General features: G+C 68.6%; 27 protein-coding genes and 1 pseudogene. 12 read left to right on the plus strand and 16 right to left on the minus strand.

Going from position 1 to position 25471, the window contains the following annotated elements:
* Positions 1 to 176: 176 nt before the first annotated feature.
* From EGT67_RS17820 to pdhA, 3 genes are read right to left on the minus strand one after another with little or no spacing between them, the layout of a single operon-like run.
* Positions 177 to 1412 (minus strand): dihydrolipoamide acetyltransferase family protein, encoded by a 1236-nt coding sequence (locus tag EGT67_RS17820; RefSeq protein ID WP_206612428.1) that lies wholly within the window; start codon positions 1410 to 1412, stop codon positions 177 to 179.
* Complete coding sequence (locus EGT67_RS17825; RefSeq protein ID WP_127917422.1) at positions 1409 to 2407, minus strand: alpha-ketoacid dehydrogenase subunit beta; 999 nt, start codon at positions 2405 to 2407, stop codon at positions 1409 to 1411. Before EGT67_RS17825 ends, EGT67_RS17820 begins: the two co-directional genes overlap by 4 nt.
* Positions 2404 to 3498 (minus strand): pyruvate dehydrogenase (acetyl-transferring) E1 component subunit alpha, encoded by a 1095-nt coding sequence (pdhA, locus tag EGT67_RS17830; protein ID WP_127917423.1) that lies wholly within the window; start codon positions 3496 to 3498, stop codon positions 2404 to 2406. The genes EGT67_RS17825 and pdhA overlap by 4 nt, the downstream gene beginning before the upstream one ends.
* 168 nt (positions 3499 to 3666) lie before the next feature.
* Here pdhA and EGT67_RS17835 point away from each other — a divergent pair, with 168 nt between their 5' ends.
* Positions 3667 to 4137 carry an Lrp/AsnC family transcriptional regulator gene (locus EGT67_RS17835; protein ID WP_127917424.1) on the plus strand — a complete coding sequence of 157 codons (471 nt, stop codon included), beginning with the start codon at positions 3667 to 3669 and terminating at the stop codon, positions 4135 to 4137.
* Positions 4138 to 4288: 151 nt separating this feature from the next.
* Complete coding sequence (locus EGT67_RS17840; RefSeq protein WP_127917425.1) at positions 4289 to 5332, plus strand: phosphotransferase family protein; 1044 nt, start codon at positions 4289 to 4291, stop codon at positions 5330 to 5332.
* Positions 5333 to 5550: 218 nt separating this feature from the next.
* On the opposite strand, the gene EGT67_RS17845 is transcribed toward EGT67_RS17840, so the two are convergent.
* The 6 genes from EGT67_RS17845 to EGT67_RS17870 all read right to left on the minus strand — a co-directional run bounded on the left by EGT67_RS17845 (position 5551) and on the right by EGT67_RS17870 (position 9926).
* Positions 5551 to 6009 carry an acyl-CoA thioesterase gene (locus EGT67_RS17845; protein ID WP_127917426.1) on the minus strand — a complete coding sequence of 153 codons (459 nt, stop codon included), beginning with the start codon at positions 6007 to 6009 and terminating at the stop codon, positions 5551 to 5553.
* 29 nt (positions 6010 to 6038) lie between these two features.
* Positions 6039 to 6521 carry a DUF6328 family protein gene (locus EGT67_RS17850; RefSeq protein ID WP_127917427.1) on the minus strand — a complete coding sequence of 161 codons (483 nt, stop codon included), beginning with the start codon at positions 6519 to 6521 and terminating at the stop codon, positions 6039 to 6041.
* Positions 6522 to 6530: 9 nt separating this feature from the next.
* Positions 6531 to 7361: a shikimate 5-dehydrogenase gene (locus EGT67_RS17855; RefSeq protein ID WP_127917428.1), complete on the minus strand. Its 831-nt coding sequence runs from the start codon at positions 7359 to 7361 to the stop codon at positions 6531 to 6533.
* A gap of 68 nt (positions 7362 to 7429) precedes the next feature.
* Positions 7430 to 8470 carry an ABC transporter substrate-binding protein gene (locus EGT67_RS17860; RefSeq protein WP_127917429.1) on the minus strand — a complete coding sequence of 347 codons (1041 nt, stop codon included), beginning with the start codon at positions 8468 to 8470 and terminating at the stop codon, positions 7430 to 7432.
* Between the two features lie 156 nt (positions 8471 to 8626).
* Complete coding sequence (locus EGT67_RS17865) at positions 8627 to 9451, minus strand: SDR family NAD(P)-dependent oxidoreductase (protein ID WP_127917430.1); 825 nt, start codon at positions 9449 to 9451, stop codon at positions 8627 to 8629.
* Positions 9452 to 9539: 88 nt separating this feature from the next.
* The gene (locus tag EGT67_RS17870; RefSeq protein WP_127917431.1) at positions 9540 to 9926 is read right to left on the minus strand and encodes a carboxymuconolactone decarboxylase family protein; all 387 of its coding nucleotides are present in this window, start codon (positions 9924 to 9926) and stop codon (positions 9540 to 9542) included.
* A gap of 250 nt (positions 9927 to 10176) precedes the next feature.
* On the opposite strand from EGT67_RS17870, the gene EGT67_RS17875 reads away from it, so the two are divergent.
* The 5 genes from EGT67_RS17875 (at position 10177) to EGT67_RS17895 (ending at position 15382) form a co-directional block, all read left to right on the plus strand.
* On the plus strand, positions 10177 to 11274 hold the full coding sequence (locus tag EGT67_RS17875) for an AraC family transcriptional regulator (protein ID WP_127917432.1): 1098 nt from the start codon (positions 10177 to 10179) through the stop codon (positions 11272 to 11274).
* Between the two features lie 229 nt (positions 11275 to 11503).
* Complete coding sequence (locus EGT67_RS17880) at positions 11504 to 12559, plus strand: beta-keto acid cleavage family enzyme (RefSeq protein WP_127917433.1); 1056 nt, start codon at positions 11504 to 11506, stop codon at positions 12557 to 12559.
* A gap of 89 nt (positions 12560 to 12648) precedes the next feature.
* Complete coding sequence (locus EGT67_RS17885; RefSeq protein WP_127917434.1) at positions 12649 to 13674, plus strand: ABC transporter substrate-binding protein; 1026 nt, start codon at positions 12649 to 12651, stop codon at positions 13672 to 13674.
* Positions 13671 to 14573 (plus strand): ABC transporter permease, encoded by a 903-nt coding sequence (locus tag EGT67_RS17890; protein ID WP_241566101.1) that lies wholly within the window; start codon positions 13671 to 13673, stop codon positions 14571 to 14573. Before EGT67_RS17885 ends, EGT67_RS17890 begins: the two co-directional genes overlap by 4 nt.
* Positions 14573 to 15382, plus strand: coding sequence for an ABC transporter ATP-binding protein (locus EGT67_RS17895; RefSeq protein WP_127917513.1), 810 nt, complete (start codon positions 14573 to 14575; stop codon positions 15380 to 15382). Before EGT67_RS17890 ends, EGT67_RS17895 begins: the two co-directional genes overlap by 1 nt.
* A gap of 243 nt (positions 15383 to 15625) precedes the next feature.
* Here EGT67_RS17895 and EGT67_RS25630 read toward each other — a convergent pair.
* The 4 genes and pseudogenes from EGT67_RS25630 to EGT67_RS17920 form a co-directional block, all read right to left on the minus strand.
* A pseudogene (locus EGT67_RS25630) lies at positions 15626 to 15999 on the minus strand (NAD(P)-dependent oxidoreductase); the annotation flags it as partial.
* A complete protein-coding gene (locus tag EGT67_RS17910) occupies positions 15996 to 16817 on the minus strand; it encodes an SGNH/GDSL hydrolase family protein (protein WP_127917436.1) in 822 nt (273 codons plus the stop codon). The gene EGT67_RS17910 and the pseudogene EGT67_RS25630, both read right to left, overlap by 4 nt.
* Positions 16814 to 17518: a hypothetical protein gene (locus tag EGT67_RS17915; RefSeq protein ID WP_127917437.1), complete on the minus strand. Its 705-nt coding sequence runs from the start codon at positions 17516 to 17518 to the stop codon at positions 16814 to 16816. Before EGT67_RS17915 ends, EGT67_RS17910 begins: the two co-directional genes overlap by 4 nt.
* A complete protein-coding gene (locus tag EGT67_RS17920) occupies positions 17515 to 18273 on the minus strand; it encodes an SDR family NAD(P)-dependent oxidoreductase (protein WP_127917438.1) in 759 nt (252 codons plus the stop codon). The genes EGT67_RS17915 and EGT67_RS17920 overlap by 4 nt, the downstream gene beginning before the upstream one ends.
* Positions 18274 to 18319: 46 nt before the next feature.
* Here EGT67_RS17920 and EGT67_RS17925 point away from each other — a divergent pair, with 46 nt between their 5' ends.
* Positions 18320 to 18796 carry a MarR family winged helix-turn-helix transcriptional regulator gene (locus tag EGT67_RS17925; RefSeq protein WP_127917439.1) on the plus strand — a complete coding sequence of 159 codons (477 nt, stop codon included), beginning with the start codon at positions 18320 to 18322 and terminating at the stop codon, positions 18794 to 18796.
* 36 nt (positions 18797 to 18832) lie between these two features.
* Here the strand turns inward: EGT67_RS17925 and EGT67_RS17930 are convergent, their stop codons facing one another.
* The gene (locus tag EGT67_RS17930; protein ID WP_127917440.1) at positions 18833 to 19150 is read right to left on the minus strand and encodes a hypothetical protein; all 318 of its coding nucleotides are present in this window, start codon (positions 19148 to 19150) and stop codon (positions 18833 to 18835) included.
* A 90-nt stretch (positions 19151 to 19240) separates the two neighbouring features.
* Here EGT67_RS17930 and EGT67_RS17935 point away from each other — a divergent pair, with 90 nt between their 5' ends.
* The 3 genes from EGT67_RS17935 to EGT67_RS25130 all read left to right on the plus strand — a co-directional run bounded on the left by EGT67_RS17935 (position 19241) and on the right by EGT67_RS25130 (position 23098).
* Positions 19241 to 22045, plus strand: coding sequence for a DEAD/DEAH box helicase (locus EGT67_RS17935; RefSeq protein WP_241566102.1), 2805 nt, complete (start codon positions 19241 to 19243; stop codon positions 22043 to 22045).
* Entirely contained in the window at positions 22042 to 22854 is an 813-nt protein-coding gene (locus tag EGT67_RS17940) for an SWIM zinc finger family protein (protein ID WP_127917442.1), read from the plus strand. Before EGT67_RS17935 ends, EGT67_RS17940 begins: the two co-directional genes overlap by 4 nt.
* Before the next feature lie 85 nt (positions 22855 to 22939).
* The gene (locus EGT67_RS25130; protein WP_164877599.1) at positions 22940 to 23098 is read left to right on the plus strand and encodes a hypothetical protein; all 159 of its coding nucleotides are present in this window, start codon (positions 22940 to 22942) and stop codon (positions 23096 to 23098) included.
* A 55-nt stretch (positions 23099 to 23153) separates the two neighbouring features.
* Here the strand turns inward: EGT67_RS25130 and EGT67_RS17945 are convergent, their stop codons facing one another.
* The gene (locus tag EGT67_RS17945) at positions 23154 to 24401 is read right to left on the minus strand and encodes an amidohydrolase (RefSeq protein ID WP_127917443.1); all 1248 of its coding nucleotides are present in this window, start codon (positions 24399 to 24401) and stop codon (positions 23154 to 23156) included.
* Between the two features lie 156 nt (positions 24402 to 24557).
* On the opposite strand from EGT67_RS17945, the gene EGT67_RS17950 reads away from it, so the two are divergent.
* Positions 24558 to 25055, plus strand: coding sequence for an SRPBCC family protein (locus tag EGT67_RS17950; RefSeq protein WP_127917444.1), 498 nt, complete (start codon positions 24558 to 24560; stop codon positions 25053 to 25055).
* Between the two features lie 23 nt (positions 25056 to 25078).
* Here EGT67_RS17950 and EGT67_RS17955 read toward each other — a convergent pair whose 3' ends face one another.
* Positions 25079 to 25444, minus strand: coding sequence for a nuclear transport factor 2 family protein (locus EGT67_RS17955; RefSeq protein WP_127917445.1), 366 nt, complete (start codon positions 25442 to 25444; stop codon positions 25079 to 25081).
* Between the last annotated feature and the right edge of the window lie 27 nt (positions 25445 to 25471).

The following is a 25471-nucleotide window of genomic DNA, read 5'->3' on the forward strand; positions in this document are numbered from 1 at the left end:
CAGGAACCCGTTGATCCCGAACACGCCGAAGATCGCGGCCCGCGCCGAGCGCAGATGCGTCGGCGGCTCGGTTCGGGGGTGCACGTATCCCTTTGTACCCAAGGTTCGGGACAGTTGAAGGGACCCTACGTGCGCCGGCAGCGTCTGAAGGGCCCCTTCAGCTGTCCTGGGCGCGTTCAGAGTTGCGCGAGGAGTGTCGGCACGGGGTCGGCGAGGGTCGCCCCGAGATCGGCGAGGAACCGCGACGCCTGCTCGCCGTCGACGAGGCGGTGGTCGACGGTCACGCTCAGCGTGGTCACGTCCCGCGCGACGATGTCGTCGCCCACCACCCACGGTCGTCGGTTGATCGCACCGAGCGCGAGGATCGCCGCCTCACCCGGGTTGAGGATCGGGGTGCCGGTGTCGATGCCGTAGACCCCCACGTTCGTGATCGTGATCGTTCCCCCGGTCAGGTCCTGGGGTGTCGCTTTGCCCGCGCGTGCGGTGTCGGCGAGTTCGCCCAGCGCGCGGCACAGTTCGGGAAGCGGCAACTTGTCGGCGTCCTTGACGTTCGGGACGACGAGGCCGCGGTCGGTGGCCGCCGCGATCCCGAGGTTCACGTAGTGCTTGGTGACGATCTCCTGCGTGTCCTCGGCCCACGCCGAGTTCAGTTCCGGGTGGGCGCGCAGCGCGAGCAGCAGCGCCTTCGCGACCAGCGACAGCGGTGTCAGGTGCAGGCCCGCGAATGCGCTGGAGGCGCGCAGCTGTCCCAGCAGGTGCACGGTCTCGGTGACATCGACGGTCAGGAATTCCGTGACGTGCGGCGCGGTGAAGGCGCTGGCCACCATCGCCGCCGCCGTCTGCCGGCGCACGCTGCGGATCGGCGTGCGCGTCTCGCGTTCGTCCGGGACGGGCGCGGCAACGGCAGGGGTGGTCGCCGGCCCCGCCTGCTCCACGTCGTCGACGGTGATCGCGCCGCCGCGTCCGGTGCCGGTGAGCGTGGCCAGGTCGACGCCCAGGTCTCGTGCGGCGCGTCGGGCGGCGGGGACCGCGTCCGGCCTGCCTCCCACCGGCCGGGACGGCTGCGCGGCGGGTCGGCGCCGCCGGCTGGGGGCGGGGGACGACGGACCGTATCCGACGAGCACCGACTCGGACTTCGGCTCGTCCCTCGGCACGGCGTCGGCGGGGCGCGTCGACTCGATCCGGATCAGCGCGGTTCCGACGGGCACCGTGTCGCCGGGTCGCGCCAGCAACTCCCGCACCACGCCCGCGAACGGCGACGGCAACTCCACCAGGGCCTTCGCGGTCTCGACCTCCGCGATCACCTGATTGAGTTCGACGGTGTCGCCCACGGCCACCGCCCACGACACCAGTTCGGCCTCGGTCAGCCCCTCCCCGAGGTCGGGCAGGCGGAACTCCTCCACGCCGCTCACGCCGCCAGCACCTCGTCGACAGCGCCGAGGATGCGGTCGGCGTCGGGGACGTGGTGCTTCTCGAGCTTCGCCGGCGGGTACGGCACGTCGAATCCGCCGACCCGCTGCACGGGCGCCTCGAGTTGGTAGAAGCAGCGCTGCGAGATCCGGGCGGCGATCTCCGCGCCGAGGCCGACGAACACGGGGGCCTCGTGTGCGACGACGAGCCGCCCGGTGCGCCGCACCGACTCCTCGACGGTGTCGAAGTCGATGGGGGACAGCGACCGCAGATCGACCACCTCGAGCGACGTGCCCTCGGCGTCGGCGATGTCCGCCGCCTGCAACGCGGTCGGCACCATCGACCCGTACGCGACGAGGGTGGCGTCGGTGCCGGCGCGGGCGATGCGCGCCCGGTCCAGCGGCAGGTCCGGCGGTGCGTCGATGTCCACCTCGCCGCGGTCCCAGTACCGCCGTTTCGGCTCGAGGAAGACGACCGGATCGTCGAGGGCGATCGCCTGCCGGATCATCGCGAACGCGTCGGCGGGGTTGCTCGGCGAGACGACCCGCAGGCCGGCGGTGTGCGCGAAGTACGCCTCCGGTGATTCCGAATGGTGCTCGACCGCGCCGATGCCGCCGCCGTACGGGATGCGGATCGTCAACGGCGCCCGCACGTGTCCTCGGGTCCGGTAGTGGATCTTGGCGACCTGGGACACGATCTGGTCGAACGCGGGGTAGACGAAGCCGTCGAACTGGATCTCGCACACCGGCCGGTAGCCGCGCAGCGCCAGCCCGAACGCTGTTCCCACGATCCCGGATTCGGCGAGCGGGGTGTCGAGGACGCGGGCCGGGCCGAAGTCCTTCTGCAGGGTGTCGGTGATCCGGAAGACGCCGCCCAGCTTGCCGATGTCCTCGCCCATCAGGACCACCTTGGGGTCGTCCTCGAGGGCCCGCCGCAGCCCGGCGTTGAGGGCGGCGCCGAGCGTCATCGTGGTTGCGGAGCTGACGACAGTGGTCATGACTGGGCCTCCTCACGGTTCAGGCTGTCGAGGTACGTGCGGTAGGTGGCGCGTTCCTCGTCGATCAGGGGATGGGCGGTGGCGTAGACGTGCTCGAACAACTCGTCCGGGCCGGGATCCGCGGCCTCGAGGGCGCCGGCGCGCAGGCGGGCCGCGACCTCGTCGGCGCGGGCGGTGACCCGGGCGTCGAAGGCGTCGTCGAGCAGCCCCTCGCGGTCGAGGAGTCGGCGCATCCGGTCGATCGGGTCGCGGGCCCGCCACACCTCGTTCTCGGCCGCCGCCCGGTACCGGGTGGGATCGTCCGCCGTGGTGTGCGGGCCCATCCGGTACGTGATCGCCTCGACGAACGACGGACCGGCGCCCTCGCGCACGCGCTGCGCGGCCTGCCGGGTCACCGCCAGCACCGCGAGGACGTCGTTGCCGTCGACCTGCACGGCCGGCATGCCGTAGCCGGCGGCGCGCAGCGCGATCGGGTTCGGGCTCTGCAGCTGCACGGGTTCGCTGATGGCCCACTGGTTGTTCTGGCAGAAGAAGAGGACCGGCGCGTTGAAGCTCATCGCGAAGCCGAGCGCCTCGGCGATGTCGCCCTGGCTGGTCGCGCCGTCGCCGAAGTACACGACGGTGGCGATCTCGGCGCCGTCGAGGTGCGCGCCCAGGGCGTACCCGGTCGCGTGCAGCCCCTGCGATCCCACGACGATCGCCGGATTGGTCATGTTGACCGTCGCCGGATCCCAGCCCGAGTACGCGCAGCCTCGCCACATCCGCGTCATCACGGCCGGGTCGACGCCGCGACAGTAGGCGACGGCATGCTCGCGGTAGCTGGTGAATATGTAGTCGTCGGGGTTCAGTGCGTGCACCGAGCCCACCTGCGCGGCCTCCTGCCCGAGCAGCGGCGCCCAGATGCCCAGCTGCCCCTGCCGCTGCAGGTGTGTTGCCTCGGTGTCGATGCGCCGCGCAACCACCATGTCCTCGTACAGGTCCCGGAGTTCGTCGGGACCCACGTCGGACACGAGCGCGGCGTAGTCGGGTCGGTGAACGCGCCGTCCGTCGGGTTGGACGAGCTGCACCGGAAAGTCGATCCTGTCGGCCATCGGGGTCACCTCGCTGGCTCTGGATCCGACGGTGCCTCGTGAGCGATCGCCGGATCGTCTGTGCTCTACCTCATAGCATCCGCCCTTTCGCGATCTGCGCAAGTGTCATCGTCACGATTCAGCACAGTGCACGGTTGGGAAGTGCCTTTCGCGGGCATACTGCGAAATATGACCACTCTCGACGCCACCGACGCCCGGCTCCTGCTCGAGTTGGCCCGCAACCTGAGGGCGACCGGTGTGGAGCTCGCCCAGCGACTCGGCCTGTCGCGCAACACCGTCCAGGCCCGCCTGTCCCGGTGGGAGGGGTCCGGGGCCCTCGGCGGCTTCGACCGACTGGTCGACCCGCGGGCGCTCGGCTACCCGCTCGCGGCCTTCGTCGCCACCCGGGTGGACCAGCATCAACTCGACGACGTCGTCGACGCGCTGGCCGACATCCCCGAGGTCGTCGAGGTCTACGGCATGACCGGACTGACCGACCTGTCCGTGAAGGTGGTGGCGACCGACGCGGACGACCTGTACCGGCTGGCCGGGCAGATCCTCAAGATCCCCGGCGTGGAGCGCACCAACATGGCGCTGGTGATGCGGGAACTGGTCGGGCCGCGCACCGCGCCGCTGCTCGAGCGCACGGCCCGGCAGTGAACAGTGAGCGCTCCGTAATACCCGCGTCACGGGCTGCGGGACGCTAGCATCTGCGGACGGGCGTCGCGGGGGCGCCGGATCGAAACACGCAGAGCAGTCGTTTTTCACCATCCGGAAGTACGCACGAGGCACGGCAGGGGAGTGATGCGAAATGGGCGTTGTGGGCCTGGACGAGGATGCCGTCTCGACGTGGATCACCGGACTCGGTGTCGGCGCGCTGGCGCCGCTGTCGTTCGAGCGGATCGGCGCCGGACAGTCGAATCTCACTTTTGCAGTGCGTGATTCGGGTGGCGGGCGGTGGGTGCTGCGCCGGCCGCCCCTGGGTCGTCTGCTCGCATCGGCGCACGACGTCGAGCGGGAGCATCGAATCCTGTCTGCGCTGCAGGGAACTGGTGTGCCGGTTCCGAAGATGCTCGGTCTCACAAAGGATCCGGCGATCACCGACGCGCCGCTCGTGCTCATGAGCTACGTCGACGGCGTCATCATCGACGACGTCGTCGTCGAGGGTGAAGGGGAGGTCGGGCGGCTCACGCCCGAGCGTCGCCGCGCGATCGGACTGTCGCTGCCCAAGGCGCTGGCGAGCATCCACCGCGTGGATCTCGAGATGGCCGGCCTGCTCGACCTGGCCAGCGCCAAGCCGTACGCCGCACGTCAGCTCAAGCGGTGGTCCGCGCAGTGGGAGCAGTCCAAGACGCACGATGTGCCCGAGATCGAATCGCTCGCCGAGCGACTGTCGCGGAACATCCCGATGCAGACCGAAACCACGCTGGTGCACGGCGATTTCCATCTCAGCAACGTCATCACCTCGCCCGACGACGGCCGGGTGGTCGCGGTGCTGGACTGGGAGTTGTGCACGCTCGGTGATCCGCTCGCCGACCTCGGGGGGCTGCTCGCATACTGGCCGCAACGCAGCGACGGACCGTCCGGGCTGCTCATGGCGTCGACCCTCGACGGCTTCCCGACCCGGGACGAGTTGGTCGACGTGTACGTGCACGAGACCAAGCGCGACGTGTCCGACGTCGGCTTCTGGCACGTCCTGGCTTTGTGGAAGCTCGCGATCATCGCCGAGGGGGTTCTCCGCCGCACCATCGACGATCCCCGGAACCGGGCCGAGGGGGGCGGTCCGACGGCCGAGTTCATCGACAGCATCGTTCATCGGGCGGTCGCGACGGCCGACGCGGTCGGTCTGGACTGATCGCGCTGGGCGGGTGCCCACTCCATCTGTGGTGCGCGGCCCATGCCGCATTCGCCGGCCTCCTGGCGCAGGCCGTCGGGGAAGACTAGTTGGCCGACGCCCTCGCCTCGATTCGCCGACTGTCGGCCGCCCTCGACCGGTTGGCCGACGACGACGCATCGGGCAACCCTCACTGACGGGACCCGCACGGCGGCAACCGAACTCGCCGGGGCGTGGCGTCAGTCGTCGGAGACGGCCAGCAGGCTTGCGGCGCTGCGGATCTCGGGCGGAATCGGTACCGGTCGGCGGGTGTCGGGGTCGACGTACACGTGGACGAGCCGTCCGGTGGCGGCCAGGTCCAGGACGTCGTCGGGGTCTTCCCGGAAGATCGCCAGCGCGAAGACGATGCTGCTCGTTCCGAGGTGCTCGACGGACAGGCCCACGTGCAACTGGTCGGGGAACGACAGTTCGCGCACGAACCGGCACGACGCCTCGGCGACGATGCCGATCGCGGACAGCTCGCGGATGTCGAGTCCGGTGCTGGCCATGAGCCATCCGTTGACCGCGGTGTCGAAGTACGAGTAGTAGGTGACGTTGTCGACGTGCCCGTAGTGGTCGTTGTCGGCCCAACGGGTCGGCACCGGCCACAGGGCGGGATACGCTTCGGCGCGCGGTTCGGGCTCGTCGCGGGCTGCCATGGGATCAGACGATATCCCCTCGTGTTCGGTCAGCGCAGCTGGTCGTCGCGGCGCAGCAGGGAGGGGACGACGAACCACAGCGCGACGAAGAACAATGCGGTGATTGCCCCGATGAGCTTCGCGGCCCAGCCGCCGACGGCGATCTCCGCGACGATGAGCACCGTCCCGACCATCGCCGCGGCGAGGAATCCGGAGCCCGCGAGCGCGCATCGGTTCGCCTGGCGCAGGATGTCCGCGCGCCGACGGTGCCGGAACAGGATCCGGTGCCACACCGCGGGCGCGATCAGCAGGGCCGACGACGCCGCGGCGCACAGCACCGTGATCAAGTGCAGTGTGCGCACGTAGACCGACTGCTCCTCGTACACCGTGGTGAAGACGACTGCGAGCAGGAAGGCGAACAGGATCTGCACGCCCGCCTGCTCCACCCGCAGCTCCTGCAGGAGTTCGCTGAAGTTGCGGGCGAGGCGCGTGCTCGGCGATTCGCTGGGGTCGTTCGGCGGGAGATCGGCCAACAGGGCCTCCTAGGACCTCGAGAACTCGGACGCCCGCCGGACCTGGTCGTCGGTGGGCCGGACCCCGGTGTAGAGGGCGAACTGTTCGGCCGCCTGCAGCGCGATCACCTCGGCGCCGGTGATCACGGTCTTGCCTGCCGCGGTGGCGGCACGGATCAGTGGGGTGTCGGGCGGCATCGCGACCACGTCGAAGACGGCCTCGGCCGCACGGATCGCATCCTCGGGGAACGGCAGCGCGTCGGCGTCCGGGCCGCCGGCCATGCCGATCGGGGTTGCGTTGACGAGGAGTTGCGGGTGGGCCTCGCCGAGTACGGGCCGCCACTCGAAGCCGTACGTCTGGGCCAGTGCCGGTCCCGTCTCACCGTTGCGCGCGACGACGGTGACGGTGCGGAAACCGCTGTCCCGCAACGCGGCGACGACGGCCTTCGCCATGCCGCCGCTGCCGGCGACCGCGACGGTCCGGTCGGGATCGAGTTGTGCACGATGAAGTAGGTCCGCCACCGCCTGGTAGTCGGTGTTGTACGCGTGCAGTTCGCCGTCCTCGTTGACGATCGTGTTCACCGAGTCGATCGCCGACGCCGACGGGTGCACCACGTCGACGTGCTCGATGCACGCCTCCTTGAACGGCATCGACACCCCGCACCCGCGGATGCCGAGAGCGCGGATCCCTGCGATGGCCGACGGCAGGTCGGTGGTGGTGAACGCCTTGTAGACGAAGTCGAGACCGAGCTCGTCGTACAGGAAGTTGTGGAATCGGGTTCCGATGTTGCTGGGCCGGCCCGACAGCGACATGCACAGTCGGGTGTCCTTGGTGATGTTGTCGGTGATGGTGCGGCTCACCCGTCCACGCTAACCGGCGTCCGCCGCTCGTGTCGGCGACTCGTCACCGACACGAGCGGACGCCACTTCTATCGGGGATCGCCGCCCGCGCACGGTGCATAGGTCGAGCCGGCGAAGTCCGGTACATCCGGAGCGGGCGAGGAGACCAGGGGCGCCTGCGCTTCCCACGCGTCGGACTGAATCGTAGGCTCGATGTAGGCGTTCTTCAGCGTCGCCCAGGCTCTGGTGCCCCCCGAGGATGTGTCCCCGATCAGCTCGGCGAGCCACTTGGCCATGGCCTCGTCATTCTGCGGATCCCGCGAGAAGTCGTAGGCATCCCACATGGCCTTGCAGTAACTCATGATGTCGTCGGGCCGCTGCTCGACGGCGTCGCACGAGGTGGTGTAGTACGCCTGGACCAGCGGCGAGAGCGCGTTGCCGTCCCGGCCGACGATGTCGGTCACGCGGACGACGTCCGTCGGGGGCAGTTGCTCTTCCATCGTGGGCCCGTAGTACATGGCGTCGACCTGCTTGGCCTTGAACGCCTGGATCGCGGTCGCGGGCGCGCCGACGGCCACGAACGTGACGTCCTTCGCGGGGTCCATTCCCGCCTGGCTCAGCAGCGCGGAAATCCACAGCTCGGTCCCCGATCCGCGAGCAATCACACCGATTGTCTTGCCCTTCAGGCTCTGCATCGTCGTGTCGGGATCGGTGGGGTCACCCTTGATCTCCGTGCCCGGCTGCGCGATGACCTCCAGCGTGTTGCCGACGGTGCCGCCCATCGCCTTCACGCAAGCGCCCTTGTCGATCGCGGGCCACATCAGCGCGGGCACCATGGTGTCCACCGCGATGTCGTTGGAGATCAGCGCGGTTGCAAGGCTGTTGGCGTTGTCCATGGTGACCAGTTCGACGTTGACGCCGCGCCGGTCGAAGAAGCCCTCGTTCTCGGCGACGTAGGTCATCAGGTCGGCGGGCACACCGCGCGCCAATCCGACCTTCAAGACGGCGCCCTCGCCGTCGGCCCCGGTGCTGGCCCCACCGGCACTGCCGCAAGCTCCCAGCATGAGTGTGGTGCCCGCTGCGGCGAGGAGCGCAATGGCGCTGCGCGTCCAGTTACGTTGACGACTCATCTGGCTTCCTCTTATCTCTGTACGGCTTCCCGGGGTGGGAATCTTCGGCTTCGCTGCCGCGATCCACCAGGGAAATTTCGGCCAATGCCTGCGGACCGATCGTCAGACATCGGAGATGTGCAGGTATTGCGTTGTGTTGCGCGGGACGAACCGGCGCTAGATGACGACGCCGCCGTTGGCGCTGATCACCTGTCCCACGAGGTAGTGGTTCTCGGTCGCCAGGTACACCGCAAGCGAGGCGTACTCTTCCGGCCGGCCGAGACGGCCGACCGGGATCATCTGGTAGAGGTTCTGCTTCTGCTCCTCGCTTGCGTGCTCGAGATACTCCTCGAACGGAGGCGTCGAAACGCCGCCGCAGGCAATGGCGTTCACGTAGATGTTCGCGCCGGCAACGTCGAGCGCGACGGTCTTCGTCATGTTCGCGACCGCAGCCTTGCTGGCGGAGTATCCGGGACTGTGCATGCTGGCGGTGGAGATGCCGGCCACCGACGAGATGTTGATGATCCGGCCGTACTTCTGCGGCTCCATGTACTCGAGCGCCTCGTGGGTGCAGTAGAAGACACCATGGACGTTGACGTCCCACCAGCGCAGCCAGTCGTCGTCCGTCAGGCTGCTGGTCACGCCCACCGCCTGCCGGGGCATCGGGGTGGTGACGTAGGCGTAGTGCTTGTTCCGGCGGATCTCGTCTTCCGGGGTGGTCGGCACCTTGGCCGCGTTGTTGACCAGGATGTGCACGGTGCCGAATCTCTCGGCCGCCGCCGCGAACATGTCCGCCACGTCGGCCCGCGAGGAAACGTCGCAGCGGACGGCAAGACACTCACGCCCCAGCGCCTCGATCTCCGCCGACACGTCCTCGAGCTTGTCCGCCTGGATGTCGCAGAGGACGAGCTTGGCGCCCTCCTCGGCCATCGCGAGGGCGATGGACCTACCCAGACCCTGACCCGAGCCCGTGACGACGGCCACCTTGTCGAGAAGTCGCATTGAAAGCCCCTTCCTGCTTGCTGCGGTAGGTAACTTGGCTGAAGAGTCGAAGTCGCCCGTCGCGGACGCTCTTCGGCTTCGGATCGGATCAGCCTTCGGGCTGCTGCTGCCGGCGCGCGGCCATCTCCTCCACCAGGATGGGGACGCCGAGGTTGCAGGAGTGGATGCCCACGATCGTCGCGAGCTTGAGAACCTCGAGGATCTCCTCGGGGGTCACGCCCATGTCCAATGCGGCCTGGATATGACGCCTCGTGCCGGGCGCGTACATGTGGGTCGCCGACGCGTCGACGGCGATGCACAGCAACTGCACGACCTTCGGTGGGATCAGGCCGCTCTGGAACGGCTGCATCGCCATCTTCATGTACAGCTCGGTCCACTCGGGGTCCATCTCGTACAGCCCGTCCCACAGCTCGTTCCAGCCGCCCCCGGCCTTCATGCCCTCGACAACCGGGTATGCGCTGTCCGTTCGAGTCATCGTGTCCTCCTGTCGGCCGGAGTCGGCCGGGTTTTGGTGTCTGCCGGAAATCGGCGAATCAGATGTCGGGCGCCGGGCGGGTTCGCGCTCGAGAGTTGTGCCCGTGGCTGTCATCGGCACCGCGTCGACGAACCATCGGGTCGACATCGCACGCGGCGACCGAGTGACGGGGATCACGATATCCCGAGGATCGAACCGTAACTTGACGGTTCGGGTCGCCGAATTTGACTATTGGGGCTAGCTTTCTCGGATGCTGATGCTCAGAAGTGCCGTGCTGAACGGCTATGTCGACGTGGCGGAGTCGGTGGGCTTGAACCCCCATCCGCTGATGCGAGTGGTCGGGATCGACCCGGGAGCCTTTGCTGCCACCACCGGGTGGATCTCGGCCCACTCGGTCGACCGCCTGCTGGAGATCTCCGCGACTCAGTCGGGCTGCGCGGATTTCGCCATCAGGATGTCCGGCGACCGTGGACTGTCCGCTCTCGGCCCGGTCGGGCTCGTCGCCCGCGAGGAGCCCGACGTCCGTGGCGCGTTGGGCATCGTCCTGCGTCACCTGAACCTGCACAACGAGGCCATCGCATTGAGCCTGACCGAGGCCAGAGGCCTGGCGACCTTCCACGTGCAGTCCGCCGCCGGGATCACCCTGGGTCGCCAGTCCATCGAGTTGGTGGTCGCTTCCGTCTTTCGGATCCTCGCGGATCTACTCCCCGAGGACTGGCGGCCGGTGGCCACCTGTTTCGCGCACGAGGCGCCGCCGGACATCGCGCTGCATCACCAGGTGTTCGATGCGACCGTGGTCTTCGGGCAGGAAATCGACGGAATCATCATCCCGTCCAGCGACCTCGACACGCCGAACCCGCTGTCGAACCCGCTGCTGCGCCCGTTCGTCCAGGAGTACCTCGGGCTGTTGGCCCCGGCCACCGGCACCTCGCTGTCGTTCCAGGTTCGCGATCTGATTGCCACACTCTTGCCCACCGAGAGTTGCTCGGCCTCGAGGATTGCTCGCAGCTTGGGCATGGACCGGCGGACGCTGCACCGGCATCTGGCGATCTCGGGCGACTCGTATTCCTCGATTCTGGACGCCGTGCGCAGGGAGCATGCCCAACTCGCGATCGAGCGCGGGGACGGCTCTCTCACCGAGCTCGCCGCGGAGTTGGGGTTCTCGGAGCTGAGCGCGTTCTCGAGGTGGTTCCGGCAGCGGTTCGGTGTCAGTCCACGTGCCTGGGCGAAGAAGTTCGCCGCCGATACCTCGACGGTGCCGAGCGGGTGGAGGCCCCCGCCGAAACCGCCGGTTCCGCTGGGAGGTTCGGCGCCGAAGTCCGGGTCCGGCGCGAGGCCACCGGCCTGATCGTCGCCGGAATCCGCTTGGTGACGGCGAAGCGGTCTTCTCCCAATTGGTCAACTTTTGCGACCCAAACCGTCAAGTGTTCGCCCGCGCCTCGGGATAGCGTGATCTGCGTCACCCGATAGGCCGCGTGTGGTGCCGACCACTTCATCGGTGGGTGTGACGGCATACCGCGCGTTGGGCCAGTCCGTGTTCCCGGCTGGCGCCCCTTCCCCATGAACGGAGATCTGCAATGCATTTCCAGGACGATGCGTTCTTCCCCGAGAACCAGGACAAGTTGGTCATCACGGTCGCGCCGTACGGTCCGGAGTGGGCGGTGGAGGACTTCCCGGAGGATCTGCCGCTGACGATGGACGAGCACGTCCAGCAGGCCGTCGACTGCTACGAGGCCGGTGCGACGGTGCTGCACATCCATGTTCGTGAGGAGGACGGCAAGGGTTCCAAGCGGCTGTCGAAGTTCAACGAGCTCCTGGGCCGGCTGCGTGAGGCGGTGCCGGACATGATCCTTCAGGTCGGCGGGTCGATCTCGTTCGCACCCGAGGGTGACGGCGCGGACGCGAAGTGGTTGCCGGACAACGTCCGTCACATGCTGGCCGAGCTGGATCCGAAGCCGGACCAGGTGACGATCGCGATCAACACCAGCCAGATGAACATCATGGAGTTGATGACGCCGGGCGACATCAAGGGCACCTCGCTGGAGAACGCGGAGCTCGCGGCGACCTACCGTGAGATGACGGTGCCGGCGGGCCCGGAGTGGGTCGAGGAGCACCTGCGTCGTCTGCAGGCCGCGGGTATCCAGCCGCATTTCCAGCTCTCGTCGATTCCGCAGCTCGAGACCGTGGAGCGGTTGATCCGCCGCGGTGTGTACACCGGTCCGCTGAACCTGACGTGGGTCGGTATCGGTGGCGGTTTCGACGGCCCGAACCCGTACAACATCATGAACTTCGTCCAGCGGGTGCCGGACGGTGCGTGCCTGACCCTCGAGACGCTGATGCGCAGCGTGCTGCCGGTGAACACGATGGCGATGGCGATGGGTCTGCACACGCGTTGCGGCAACGAGGACAACCTGTGGGCGCCGAGTGGCGAGGTCAAGATCACCTCTGCCGAGCAGGTCCGCCAGCTGGTGCGTGTCGCCAAGGAGCTCGGTCGTGAGGTGGCCACCGGCAAGGAGGCCCGGGACATCTACAAGATCGGTACCACGTACGCCGACGCCGACGAGACGTTGGCCAAGCTCGGGTACGCACCGAACCGGAAGCCGGGGCAGGTCGGCTTCACCGCACACGCCTGACGATCCGCCGGCGGAAGCCCTGCCGGTCGTCGAGGCAGGACGCGGCGTACACCCGACTGCACCAAACCCGAGTAACCAGAGGACTTTTCATGACCACATTCCGCACGCGCGCGGCCAAGACGGTTGCGATCGCCGCAACCGCCGTCGGCGCGATCACGTTGTCTGCATGCGGTGGGGACACCTCCGCCGCAGAGGGCTCCGTGATGAAGGTCGGCATCACCCAGGGTGTGCCCGGCGACCTGATGGCGGTCGTCGCCGAGAACGAGGGCTTCTTCGACAAGCGCGGGGTCAACGTCGAGTTGATGCCGCCGTCGTTGACCACCGCCCAGTCCGCGGCGGTCATCTCCAATGACCTCACCGTCGGCACCATGGTGCCCGGCACGCTGTGGCCGGCGATCGACAAGGGTGCCTGTGTGAAGGCGCTCGGCTCGACCCTGGGCAACACGCTGGAGGTCATCGCGCAGCCCGGTACGGAGATCAAGGGCGACCCCACCGATCCCGACACCACCATGAAGAGCCTCAAGGGCAAGACCATCGGCGTCACTTCGCGCGGGTCCGGCATGGAGCTGTGGATCACTGCGCTGCTCAACGAGGCGGGCATGGACCCCGCGAAGGACGTCACGTTCGTGGCCGTCGGCGCGCCCGCGACCGCGATCCAGGCGTTCAAGGCCAAGCAGGTCGACGCCATGTACTACGGGCCCACGATGGAAGAGCAACTGCCCCCGACGGACGTCGTCCGCGTGACCGACATCGTCGGCCGGGACGGCAACGCGCTCTCGCCGCTGGTCCAGGGCTACCCGTCCGCGTCGTGCAGCACGATCGAGCAGCGCCCGAACGACGTGCTCAACTACTGCAAGGCCATGTGGGATGCCTACGACTTCTCGCAGGATCCGCAGAACGCGGCGACGATGGCCAAGTGGCTCGGTGGGCTGGTCGGCGTGACGCCCGAGGCTGCGCCCGCGCTCTGGGAGTCCATCAAGGATGTGTACGTGCCCTTCTCGATCACCGAGGAGTCGTGGAAGGCGCAGGCCCCGCTGGCCGGTTCGCCCGCTCCCGAGGCGCCGAACTTCGCCGACACCGTGTACGAGCCGTGCGCAGGCGGTGATCCCCGATGAGTGTGACTCCCGCCGGGGTGGCCCGGTCTGCAACACCCACGACGGCGGCGGTGGGCGGCCCGCGTGCCGTCGGCAAGGTGAAGAAGCAGAAGAAGGACAAGGTTGTCGTCGGTGCTACCGGCGCGAAGGCGAAGCTGTCGGGCGCGCCGCTGCTGGCGGTGCAGATCCTGCTGCTGGTGGCGCTGCTGGGACTGTGGCAGTTGACCTACAACTTCGCCGGCAGCAACAAACTGGTGGTCTCGAACCCACAGCTGGTGTGGGAGGCGTTCGTGGCCTGGCAGGACAAGGGCACCTTCTGGCCGGATCTGTGGTCGACGGTCTCGGCGGCGTTGATCGCGCTGGTCGCCAGCGCCGTGATCGGCATCGCCGTGGGCATCGGCCTGGCGCTGTCCCCGAGTGTCGAGGCAGTGGTATCCCCGTTCCTGGACGCGATCAACGCCATGCCCCGGATCGCATTGGCCCCGGTGTTCGTCATCTATTTCGGCATCGGCTCGACGTCGAAGATCGTGCTGGCCTTCACGCTGGTGGTGTTCATCATCACCATCAACACCCGTGCGGGTGTCGCCAGCGCTGACCCGGAGTTGCTGCGGCTCTCGGTGGTGATGGGCGCGAACAAGTGGCAGCGCTTCTACAAGGTGCTGCTGCCGGTGGCGGTTCCCTCGATCTTCGCGGGCCTGCGACTGGGCCTGATCTACTCGCTGCTCGGCGTCGTCGGCGCGGAGCTGATCGCGTCCACCGCCGGCCTGGGCCAGCAGATCTCCGCATCCTCGGCCGCATTCGACCTCGGCACCGTCTATGCGGCGCTGATCGTGCTGGCGATCATCGCGGCGGCCTTCAACGCGGCGTCGGGCCGGATCGAAAAGGCGATTCTCCGTTGGCAACCCCCTCAGGACTCATGATGACGCATACGGACGTGACGACGACGGGCGCCGCCGGCGCCACCACCATCGAGGATCCGGCCTTCGAGATCCTCTCCGCGACACTGGATTACACCCCGCCGGGCGCGACCACGTACTCGGGCGTGCGGGATCTGTCGATCACCGGCAAGCGGGGTGAGCTGCTGGTCCTGGTCGGGCACAGTGGCTGCGGCAAGACCACCGCGCTGAACCTGCTGGGCGGATTGATTCAGCCGACCACCGGTTCGGTGTCGGTGCTCGGTTCCAGCCCGGCCCAGGCACGCTCGCAGATGGGCTACATGTTCGCCCGCGATGCGCTCTACCCGTGGCGGACTGCGCTGCGCAACGTGGAGTTGGGCATGGAGATCGCCCACGTCGACAAGGCCGAGCGGCGCGAGCGGGCGATGGACATGCTGCGCAGGGTCGGTCTCGAGTCGGCGGCCGACCGCTACCCCTGGCAGCTGTCCCAGGGCATGCGCCAACGGGTTGCCCTCGCCCGGACCTGGGTGATGAAGCCCGCCATGATCCTGATGGACGAGCCGTTCTCCGCCCTGGACGCGCAGACCCGCGACGTCGTGCGCGACGAGTTCCTCAACGTGTGGAGCCAGGAACGACAGACGGTCGTGTTCGTCACCCACGACCTGGGGGAGGCCCTGCTGATCGCCGACCGCGTCGTCGCGATGCGCGAAGGCCGCATCGTGATCGACATGAAGGTCGAACTCGACCGGCCCCGCGACACCATCGACATCGAGAGCTCCGTCGAGTACCGCGACATGCTCGCGGAACTCCGCGAAACACTCAACAAGCACTGACCGCCATACTCCCTCATACGATCGCGGGGCCGGCCCAACGCATGGGCCGGCCCCGCGGTCGTGGTCGAGAACGGCGGTTGATCGACCTTCATCAGGGACCGCTGGAGATTTCCACTGCCGCTTTCCATGTCGCGCGATCATCGATTGCAGAGAGCATGTACCGAGCCAGGTCGGCACGGGTGATGGTGCTGGCGTCGGCAAGGTGGGTGTCGACAGCGGTGCGGTAGTTGCCCGTGGGGGCCTGTCCGTGAGCATGGGCGCTCGAATGATTGTCCATTGGACCTCTTGGGTGCGTAGGGACGCCTCCATTCGTCTCATGTCTGCGTATCCGTGCCGGTACATCCGCTGGACGACGAGACGAGTGACGATCCTCTGGAGCGCGGGTGTGTCCGGAGAGATGTCGAGTCCGGCGGAGGACAGGCAGAGGAGTCGGCAGCGTCTTCCCAGTCGCCGGCCTCGAGAACATCACCTGGGACGATTCGCAGCGAGGAACTCTCCGGATGGGCGATTCTCTCCGGGTGGCGGGCGATCACAGTAACGTCGTGTCCAGCACGGACAGCCTGGGCAAGCACTTCGGCTCCGGTTCCACCGGTCGCGCCGAGCACCAGAAGTTTCATCGCGCATCACCTTCGGAGAGTGCTCCCAGAATCCGGGCAGTGAGTGCCTCTTGAGTCGCGATGCTGAGGTGCAGGCCGTCCTCGGTGAACCCGTGACGATCGGAAACCGCGGGCGTGCTGTCGACTGCGAGGCCGGGCATGGCGAGGATCGCTGCAGCGAGCGATGACAGATCGGCGTTCGTCCACGAAATTCCGGCGTCGCGGAAGAACGGGAATGCGGCGACAAGTGTTTCGTCGACCGGTGTCGGGGTCACCCATATCCAGCGAGAGCTGTCATCCGGGAATGCTTGGGCGCGAAGCTCGGTGAGATTTCGAAGTGTTTCCTGTCGGGTCACCAACTGGGGTCCGTCGGCAGAGCCCAGACGTTGGGAGTCGTTCCCGCCGAGCATGCAGAACATCCAGTCCGCTGTCTGTCGCCGGATCGCAGGTACCGCCGCGAGCATCTGCGTGCTCGTGGCACCGGCGACAGCAAGATTCGCGAAACGTAGCTCGAGATCGGGTCGGTGTGTTTCGAGGATCGTACGCAGTATCTCGAACCAGGAAAGCCTGTCGGCGGTGGTGCTCTCGCCGATGGCCACCAGGCGCGCGCCCCGTTCGAACGGCAGCGTCTCGAGATGCGCGCTGACCCGTGGGTCGGCAGCGAGCCGGGCCGCGACCTCCGTGCGTTGTACGTCGAAACCTTCGAGGACGGAGCGATATTGGTCCTCGTCGGTGCCGAAAATGCCGGACAGTGTCTCGACGCTCAGATTCCGAGCGTAGGGCAGCGTGTGCTCGGGGCGCTGGAATCGGATGAGTTTCTCGAGCATCGGGTTGGTCATTTCTGGTCCTTCCTGTTGATGACATGGGTCTCGGTCGGAATGACGAACGCGGCCACGACGATCCAGGCCAGCGATGTGAATCGCACGATCGGGAGCAGGATCGACAACGCGGGAAGCGCGACGGTCAGCGTTGCCGACATCGCGAGACCGGCGATGACGAGACCCGCCCGGGCGTGCCAGCGCGGCAGAACTCGAGCGATCAAACCGGGCACGGCGATTCCCGCGATGAGCAGGCCGTTGGGCACGATGAATCCGGGGCCGCCGGTGATGAACGCAAGGTCGTGCGCCAATCGCACGAGCTCGGTGCTTTCCAAGATCTCCGGCCGGGTGAGAGCCCAGGTGACGAGTGCCGACGAGGCCATCGACGCCGAGGCGAGAATCCCGCCCGCGAGACCGATCGTCGGTCCTGGTGCGCGGACACCGAGCCGGTTCAGCCGCACCGACACCGTGGCAGCGAAGATCGCCAGCGGAAGCGCGGCGGCGAACTGCAGTAGCGCCGTAACCAGGACCGGGGTCGTTTCGGCGCGGAAGTACTCGACGACGGCGGCTTCGTCGGAGTAGGGGGACGGGTAGGTCGCGCCTCCGGCAAGGACGATGGGAATTGCCAGCGAGGCCATGAAGAGAGCGACGGTCGCGATCGCGATGGGCGGCAGAGGCGGCCCTGTCCGGGCGCGACGCGGACTGGTGAGTGTGGCGGTCATAACGTCATTCCTCCGGTGACATCGAGAGTTGTCCCGGTGATCCACGACGCGCGGTCGCTGACGAGAAAGGCGATCGCTTCGGCGACGTCGACCGGCTGTCCGATGCGGCCGAGAGGTACACGTGCGGCAATCGCGTCGAGCTGTGGCGAAGGTATGCGCTTGTTCAGTGCGGCGGTTTCGCTGATGGAGGGCGCCACGCAGTTGGCCCGGACGGCCGACGCTGCGTACTCCTTCGCGATGTGCTCGGTGAGCATGACCACGCCTGCCTTCGCAGCGGCGTAGGCCGCGTTTGCCTGGGACGGTCGACGGCCGGCACTCGAAGCGACGGTCACGATCCGCCCTCCGCCCCGCTCCAGCATCCCGGGGAGCACCGCACGAATGGTGAGGAACACCGACGTCAGGTCCGTGTCGATCACGCTTCTCCATCGATCGGGATCGAGGGCCGCGGTCGGAACGGGCGCCCCTGCGCCGCCGGCGAGCGTGACGAGCACGTCGATCGGCCCGAGTCTCTGTGCCACATCGGCCACGACCTCGGCGAGATGGTCGGCGTCACTGACGTCTCCGACGTAGCCGGCGCTGGCGCCGCCCTCTCTGCGCACCTCGGAGGCGAGCGCGTCGAGAGCGGCCGGGGTACGTCCGTGGACAGCGACGTCGGCGCCGAGTCGTGCGAGCGTTCGGGTGACCTCGGCGCCGATGGAGCCCGATGCCCCGGTGACCAAGGCGACGTGACCGGACAGCGATTCAGTAATCATCATGAATCATTCATAGCAGTGAATGATTCTGTTGCGCTAGCATTGCGTGGTGCCCGACCCTCGACACCCCCTCGCCACGTCTCGTGTCAGCTTCCTGCTCGCCCAGGTCGGGGCCTTCGCTGCGGCACGCTTCGCGGAGCGACTGGAGGCACTTTCAGTGCAGCCCAGCGATATCGGGATCCTGAGACTCATCGCCACCGAGCCGGGTCTCAGCCAGCAGGCTCTCGCGGACAGGCTCGGCGTCGCCCCGAGTCGCGTCGTCGTTCTGATCGACGGACTGGAGAAGAAGGGCCTGGTCGCTCGTGAGCGGAGTACGCGCGACCGACGAATCTACGAACTTCAGCTCACCGACGAGGGGCGCGCAGTCATGGGCCGGATGCGCCATGTCGGCGCCGCCCATGAAGCCGACATGGCGAAAGCGCTCACCGCGAAGGAACGCGAGACCCTCGCGACCCTGCTGAACAAGATCGCGGCGAGCCACGACCTCACGCCCAATGTGCATCCCGGGTACCGCGCAGGCGGTTGATCCTGCCGATGTGCTGGACGGCACCGACGGTGCCGGTCAGGAGTGTGGGAACTTCGCCGCGTGGATCGAGCCGACGTCGACGCCGTCGTGCCCGATGAGCCACGAGCCGCCGTTCTGCCGGCACTCGGCGATCTTGCCGAAGATACTCAGGAGGAAGTAGATCGCCTGCTCGGGCGATCCGGTGGTGGCCAGCCGGTGCGATTCGCCGTGTTTGGTGACGTCGAGCCACACCCCGGACTGCCCGTCGAGGCGCATCGCGACGATGTGATCGGCGTCGACGAAGGCCACCTTGCGCTGCTGCCACGGCGTGTTGGGTGAGTACACCTGTTCGAAGACTTGAATCATGATCGGCATGACCGGCTCCAGACTTCCGTCTGCGCCCAGTATGGCCTGGTGGCGGGGTGAACTCCAGGCATGTCGGTGCGGGCTGGTTGGATGGATCGCATGCTGCACGGGCTCTGGTCGCCGGGCGCGGGCCTCTTGCTGTGGCGCGGCCCGGACTCCGAGCTGCCCGATCTGCCCGAGCCGATCGGCCGGGTGCTGCGCCGCCGCTTCCGCCGCCATCACACCGTGCAGGTTCCCGCGGCCGTCGGGGTGCAACCGCAGCGGGTCCCGGTCCTGGCTCTCGCGCCCGCCGAGGCCGCCGACGTCCTGCTCGCCGTTCCCGACGATGCCCCGCACGTCTCGGGTGATCTGCGGTACCTGGCACACGTCGCGCGCGGCGTCGAACGGTGGGCGCGGGCCGGTCGCGTCGTGCCCGAGCTGTACCGGGCGGAGGGGCACTGGTGGCCGCGGTGGCGGCTGCTGGGCGGGGAACGGCAGCGTGCGTGGCTGGCCGAGCTGTCGGCGGCGATGCCGCCGGTGCAGCGGTTCGAGGGCAGCCCGCGCGAGATCCTCGACGACTTCGTCGGCGAACTGACCGACGCGGTGGTCCGGGACCTGCTCGGCGACCGGGACGCGGAGCATCCGCTGCTGCGGGCGCTGCTGCGCGGCGAGCCCTACGAGGGCGGCAGCCACCGGATGGCGAGCGGGCTCGACGCGTGGCGCGCGAGCCTGACGGCCGACGAGCCGGAACTGGTCCTGCGGCTCCTCGAACCCGAACCCGAGGAGGGCGAGTCCGACCTCGCCGACGACGCGCTGTGGCGCCTGCAGGTGTGCCTGCGACCCGAGGGCGAGGCGCCCGCGCCGGTCCGGTTGCACCGCACGGAATCCCGGCTGCTCGAGATCGCGGTCCGGAAGCTGGGCGCCGCGGTCGCGGCGTACCCGCGGCTGCGGGACCTGCCCACCGACCCGGACAGCCTCGATCTGCTGCTCCCGACCGCGGTGGTCACCGACCTGGTGCTGCACGGGGCCCGGGCGCTCGAGCACGCCGGCATCGCACTGCTGCTGCCGCGCGCGTGGGCCGCGGGATCGCCGTCGCTGCGGGTGAAGGTGTCGTCGCCGCCGGTGCCCGCCGCCGCCGAGGACCGGGCCGTCGGCATGAACGAGATCGTCGGGTACGACTGGGAACTCGCGCTCGGCGACATCGTCCTCACCCCGGACGAGCTGACCCGGCTCGCGGACACCCAGAGCGACCTGGTCCGGCTGCGCGGGCAGTGGGTCCAGGCCGACGCGACCGTGCTCGCGCAGGCGGCCCGCTATGTGACGCAGCGTAATTCGGGAGAGAACGGAACGCTCGGCGGGCTGCTCGGGCAGCTCACCGAGGCCGAGCGGCCACCGGTGCCGGTCGACGAGGTGCAGGCGACCGGGTGGGTGGGCACGCTGCTCGACGGCACGCTCGAGCCGGCGCCGGTGCCGAAGCCGACGGGGCTGCAGGCCGACCTGCGGCACTACCAGCAGCGCGGTCTGGACTGGCTGGCGTTCATGAGCGATACCGGGCTCGGCGCGGTACTGGCCGACGACATGGGCCTGGGCAAGACGCTGCAGTTGCTGGCGCTGCTCGCGCACGAACGCTCCGACAAGCCGACGCTGCTGGTGTGCCCGATGTCGGTGGTCGGTAACTGGCAGCGTGAGGCCGCCCGGTTCGTGCCCGACCTGCGCGTCCACGTCCATCACGGCGCCGACCGCAGCCGCGGCGAGGACCTCACCGGGGCGGTCCGCTCCAGCGACCTGTTCATCACCACGTACTCGCTCCTCGCCCGCGACGCCCCGGCGCTCGCGGAACAGTCGTGGCGCCGGGTGGTGCTCGACGAGGCGCAGCACATCAAGAACTCCGCGACCGCGCAGGCCCGGGCCGCCCGCGCGATCCCCGCCGAGCATCGTGTCGCCCTCACCGGCACCCCGGTGGAGAACCGCCTCGACGAGCTGCGGTCGATCCTCGACTTCGTCAACCGCGGAATGCTGGGCAGCCCACAGGCTTTCCGTGCCCGCTTCGCGGTGCCGATCGAGCGGGAACAGGACGAGGCCGCGGTCACCCGGTTGCGGGCGGTGACATCGCCGTTCATCCTGCGCCGCGTCAAGACCGATCCCGCCGTCATCTCGGATCTGCCGGAGAAGCAGGAGATGACGGTGCGGGCGAACCTGACCGTGGAGCAGGCCGCGCTGTACCGGGCGGTGGTCGACGACATGCTGAAGAAGATCAAGGACACCGAGGGCATGCAGCGCAAGGGCGCCGTGCTCTCCGCGCTCACCCGGCTCAAGCAGGTGTGCAACCATCCCGCCCACTTCCTGGGGGACGGGTCCGGGGTGCTGCGCCGCGGCCGGCACCGGTCCGGCAAGCTCGGACTGGTCGAGGACATCCTCGACTCGGTCACCGCCGACGGTGAACGGGCGCTGCTGTTCACGCAGTTCCGGGAGTTCGGCGACCTCGTGGTGCCGTACCTGTCGGAGCGGTTCGGGGTGGATGTTCCGTTCCTCCACGGCGGTGTTCCCAAGGCCCGCCGGGACCGGATGGTCGAGCGGTTCCAGGGCGACGACGGGCCACCGATCATGCTGCTCTCCCTCAAGGCCGGCGGCACGGGGCTGAACCTGACCGCGGCCAACCACGTCGTGCACCTGGACCGGTGGTGGAACCCGGCTGTGGAGAATCAGGCCACCGACCGGGCCTTCCGGATCGGGCAGCGCCGCGACGTGCAGGTCCGCAAGCTGGTGTGCGTCGGCACGCTCGAGGAACGGATCGACGCGATGATCTCGAACAAGCAGGAACTCGCGGATCTCGCGATCGGCACCGGCGAGAAGTGGATCACCGAGATGAGCGCCGATCAACTGCACGACCTGTTGATCCTCGGCGACGAGGCGGTCGGCGAATGAGCCCGCAACGCGGCCGCCCGGACTTCAGCGCCTTCGGCAAGCGCCGGCCCGTGGTCGGCGGCGTCGAATCGGTCTCCAAGCGAGGCGCATTCGCGCGCGGGTGGTGGGGGCGCGCGTTGATCGAGTCGCTCGAGAAGGTCGGCGACACCGGGCGACTGAGCCGCGGCCGCACCTACGCCCGCGGCGGTCAGGTGGTCGCGCTCGACATCGCGGCCGGGCGGGTCACCGGTGAGGTGCAGGGCAGCCAGATCGCACCGTTCACCGCGGTGCTGACGCTGCGCACCCTCGACGAGGAGCACACCGCTGAACTGGTCGAGACGATCCGGTCGACACCCGGCACCCTCGCCGCGCTCGCGTCCGGGGCGGTTCCGCAGGAATTGGCGCCGATGCTGTTGCCGGACGGCGGACGCGAACTCGACTTCGACTGCACGTGCCCCGATCCGGGGTGGCCGTGCAAGCACGTCGCCGCCGTCGCGTACCTGCTGGCCGAGCGTGTCGACCGCGAACCCCTGACGATGCTCACGGTGCGGGGCCTCGACCTCGACACGTTGATGCGGGCGGTCGGCGGCGAGGAGGACGACACCGGCCCCGCGCACGTCGACGACCACTTCGGCGACGGCGTGCGGTACGAGACACTGCCCGAGATCGAGTTCGCCGCCGCGCCGGACGATCTCGACGCGACACTGCTGCGCACCGTGCTGCGCGCGGGTCTGGAAGCCGGCGCGGACGAGTCCGACGTGGCTGCGGCCCTTCGCGACCTCGACGAGTGCTACCGCGCTTTGGGGAGCGGGTTCCGGCGTCGGCGGTAACATCAGGGCGCTCTGGTCGGATAGACGCGACATGAACAGGATCAGAGCCGCCGCCGTCGTTGTGTCCGTGGGTTTCTTGTTCCTCGTGAGCGGCGGGGTTGCACATGCAAACCCGCCGGGGCTCGACCCCCTGGCCGGATGGCCGGAGCCGCTACGCCCCCTGGGGGTGGCGATCTTCGGAAGTCTCGGCGACGTGTGGAACTTCTTCGCCGGCATCGCGGACCTCATCCTGTTCGGTTCGTGACACCCGTCCGGAAGCGGCCGGTCCCACGCGATGCCGAGTTCTTCTGTCGTGCAGGTCAGTTCGCCGGCGGCAACCAGCTGCGTGCCGCGGTCACCAGTGCGGCCACGCCGATCGGCAGCGTCGGTTCGATCGCCGGTGCGTAGTGCGGGGAGTGGTTGGACGGCACCTTCAACAGGGCCGGATCCGTCATGTCGCCGGTGGTGAACAGGGACGGATCGGCGCCGCCCAGGAGCCAGTAGGACAGCGGGGCCCCGGAACTGGTCGCGAGGATGCCGACGTCCTCGCTGCCGGCCCCAGCGCCCGGATCGAGGATGTTCTCGCGTCCTAGCCACGAGCCGAGGGCGTCGAGGCTCTTGCGAAGGGCTTCCGGGTCGTTGGTGACGATGGGAAACCGCTCGATCTCGGTGATCGTCGGCGCCTCGGGTGCGCCAGCGGTCTCGGCCTCGCCGCGCACGATGCGCCCGACCGCGTCGAGGATGCGTCGGCGAACACGCGCGTCGTAGCTGCGGATGTTCAACTGGAGTTCGGCGTGCCCGGGAATCACGTTGGCGGCGTCGCCGGCGTGGATGGACCCGACGGTGAGCACCGCGGTCGCGGTGCTGGGGATCTCCCGGGAGACGACGGTCTGCAGGCGCAGCACCGTCGCGGCCGCCACCACGACGGGATCGACCGACGCCTCCGGCATCGACCCGTGAGCACCCTTGCCGACGATCCGCACCCGCAGCGAGTCCGATGCCGCGTACGACGGGCCCGGATGTCCGGCGATCTTGCCGGCGGGCAGGGGCGCCACGTGCTGGCCGAGGACGACGTCGGGCCTCGGGAATCGGTCGAACAGTCCGTCGTCCACCATCGCCTGCGCGCCCGCCCCCAGTTCCTCGGCGGGTTGGAACACGAGCATCAGGGTGCCCGTCCAGCGGGACCTGTCGGTCGCGAGAATCTGCGCCGCGCCCAGCAGGCAGGTGGTGTGCAGGTCGTGACCGCACGCGTGGGCAACCGGCACGGTGGCGCCGCCGGCGTCGGTGGCGGTGACGGTGCTCGCGTACTCGAGTCCCGTCTCCTCCCGGACGGGCAGGGCATCCATGTCCGCGCGGATCAGGGCGGTCGGACCCGCGCCGTTCTTCAGGACGCCGACCACCCCGGTCTTCCCCACACCGGTGGTGACGTCGAATCCGGACTTCCGTAGACGCTCCGCCACGATCGAAGCGGTGCGGTGCTCCTGGAATCCGAGTTCGGGATGTCGATGCAGGTCCTTGTACAGGTCGACGAGCGTCGGATCGATCGTGATGTCGCTGGGTACAGCCATGGGATTCCCTTCGACTGCGTCGTCCGATCCTCTCAGCTCCGACTCGACGTGGGGCGGCTTCCAGGTCGTGCCGTGCGATCGTTACGTTCGGTGTCGTCCCCTAGCATCGACGAAACGTCACGTTCCGGAGCCCCACCCGAAATCCGAAGGAGCATCATGCGTCTGAGCGACAACCCCACCGTCGAGGTCGTCGAGCGTCTGGCCTGCACCCCCGAGCAGGCGTGGGCGCTGGTCACCGACATCGAGCTGCCCACCCGCGCCGACGGCGAGCTGCAGCGGGTCGAATGGCTGGACGGGGCGACCGGGGTCGCCGTCGGAGCGAGGTTCCGTGGGTACAACGCCAGCCCGCACGTGGGGGAGTGGCAGACCGAGTCGGAGATCGCCGAGGTCGAGGACGGTCGCCGTTGGGTGTGGTGTGTCGGCTCCGTCGAGGTGCCGGTGGCCTCCTGGGGTTTCGAGGTCGAGCCCGACGGCGACGGCACCGTCGTGCGGCAGTGGGCCAAGGCCGGCACCGGCCGGTCCCCGCTGATCGAGTTCATCGAGCAGCACCCGGACAAGGAAGGCGCGATCGTCGCCCACCGACTTTCGGTGTGGCGCGACGGGATGGCGGCCAACCTCGCGATGCTCGCGCAGCTCGCCGCCTCCCCCGTCTGAGACCCGCGACGGGCCGGTCGTGGTCAGGCCGTGGGGACCTTGTCGAGGAACCCGAGGACCGTGCGCACCTTGCCCTCGGCGTCGCGCTCGAGGATGTCGAAGCCGACGACGAGGGGTTCGGCGCCGACCGGGCCGAGCGCCCACGTGAACCGGGCCTGGTCGTGGTGGGCGTCGATGTCGCCGGCCAGGTCGAACCGCATGCCGTCGAACTGCTGCTGGACCGCCCCGATGAGGGCGCTGAGTGCGGTGTGCCCCTCGGCGCTGCCGATCGGGTCGACGTAGCGCCCGTCCGCGGCCCACAGTTCCGCGACGAGGGCCGCGCGCTTGTCGGCGTCGGTCTCGTTCCAGGTGTCCAGGTAGCGCTGGACCAAGTTGTCGAAGTCGTTCACGGTGAACCCCTTTCGAGTGCGACCGCC

The sequence above is a fragment of the Prescottella agglutinans genome, assembly GCF_004011865.1.
GTDB classification, from domain to species: domain Bacteria; phylum Actinomycetota; class Actinomycetes; order Mycobacteriales; family Mycobacteriaceae; genus Prescottella; species Prescottella agglutinans.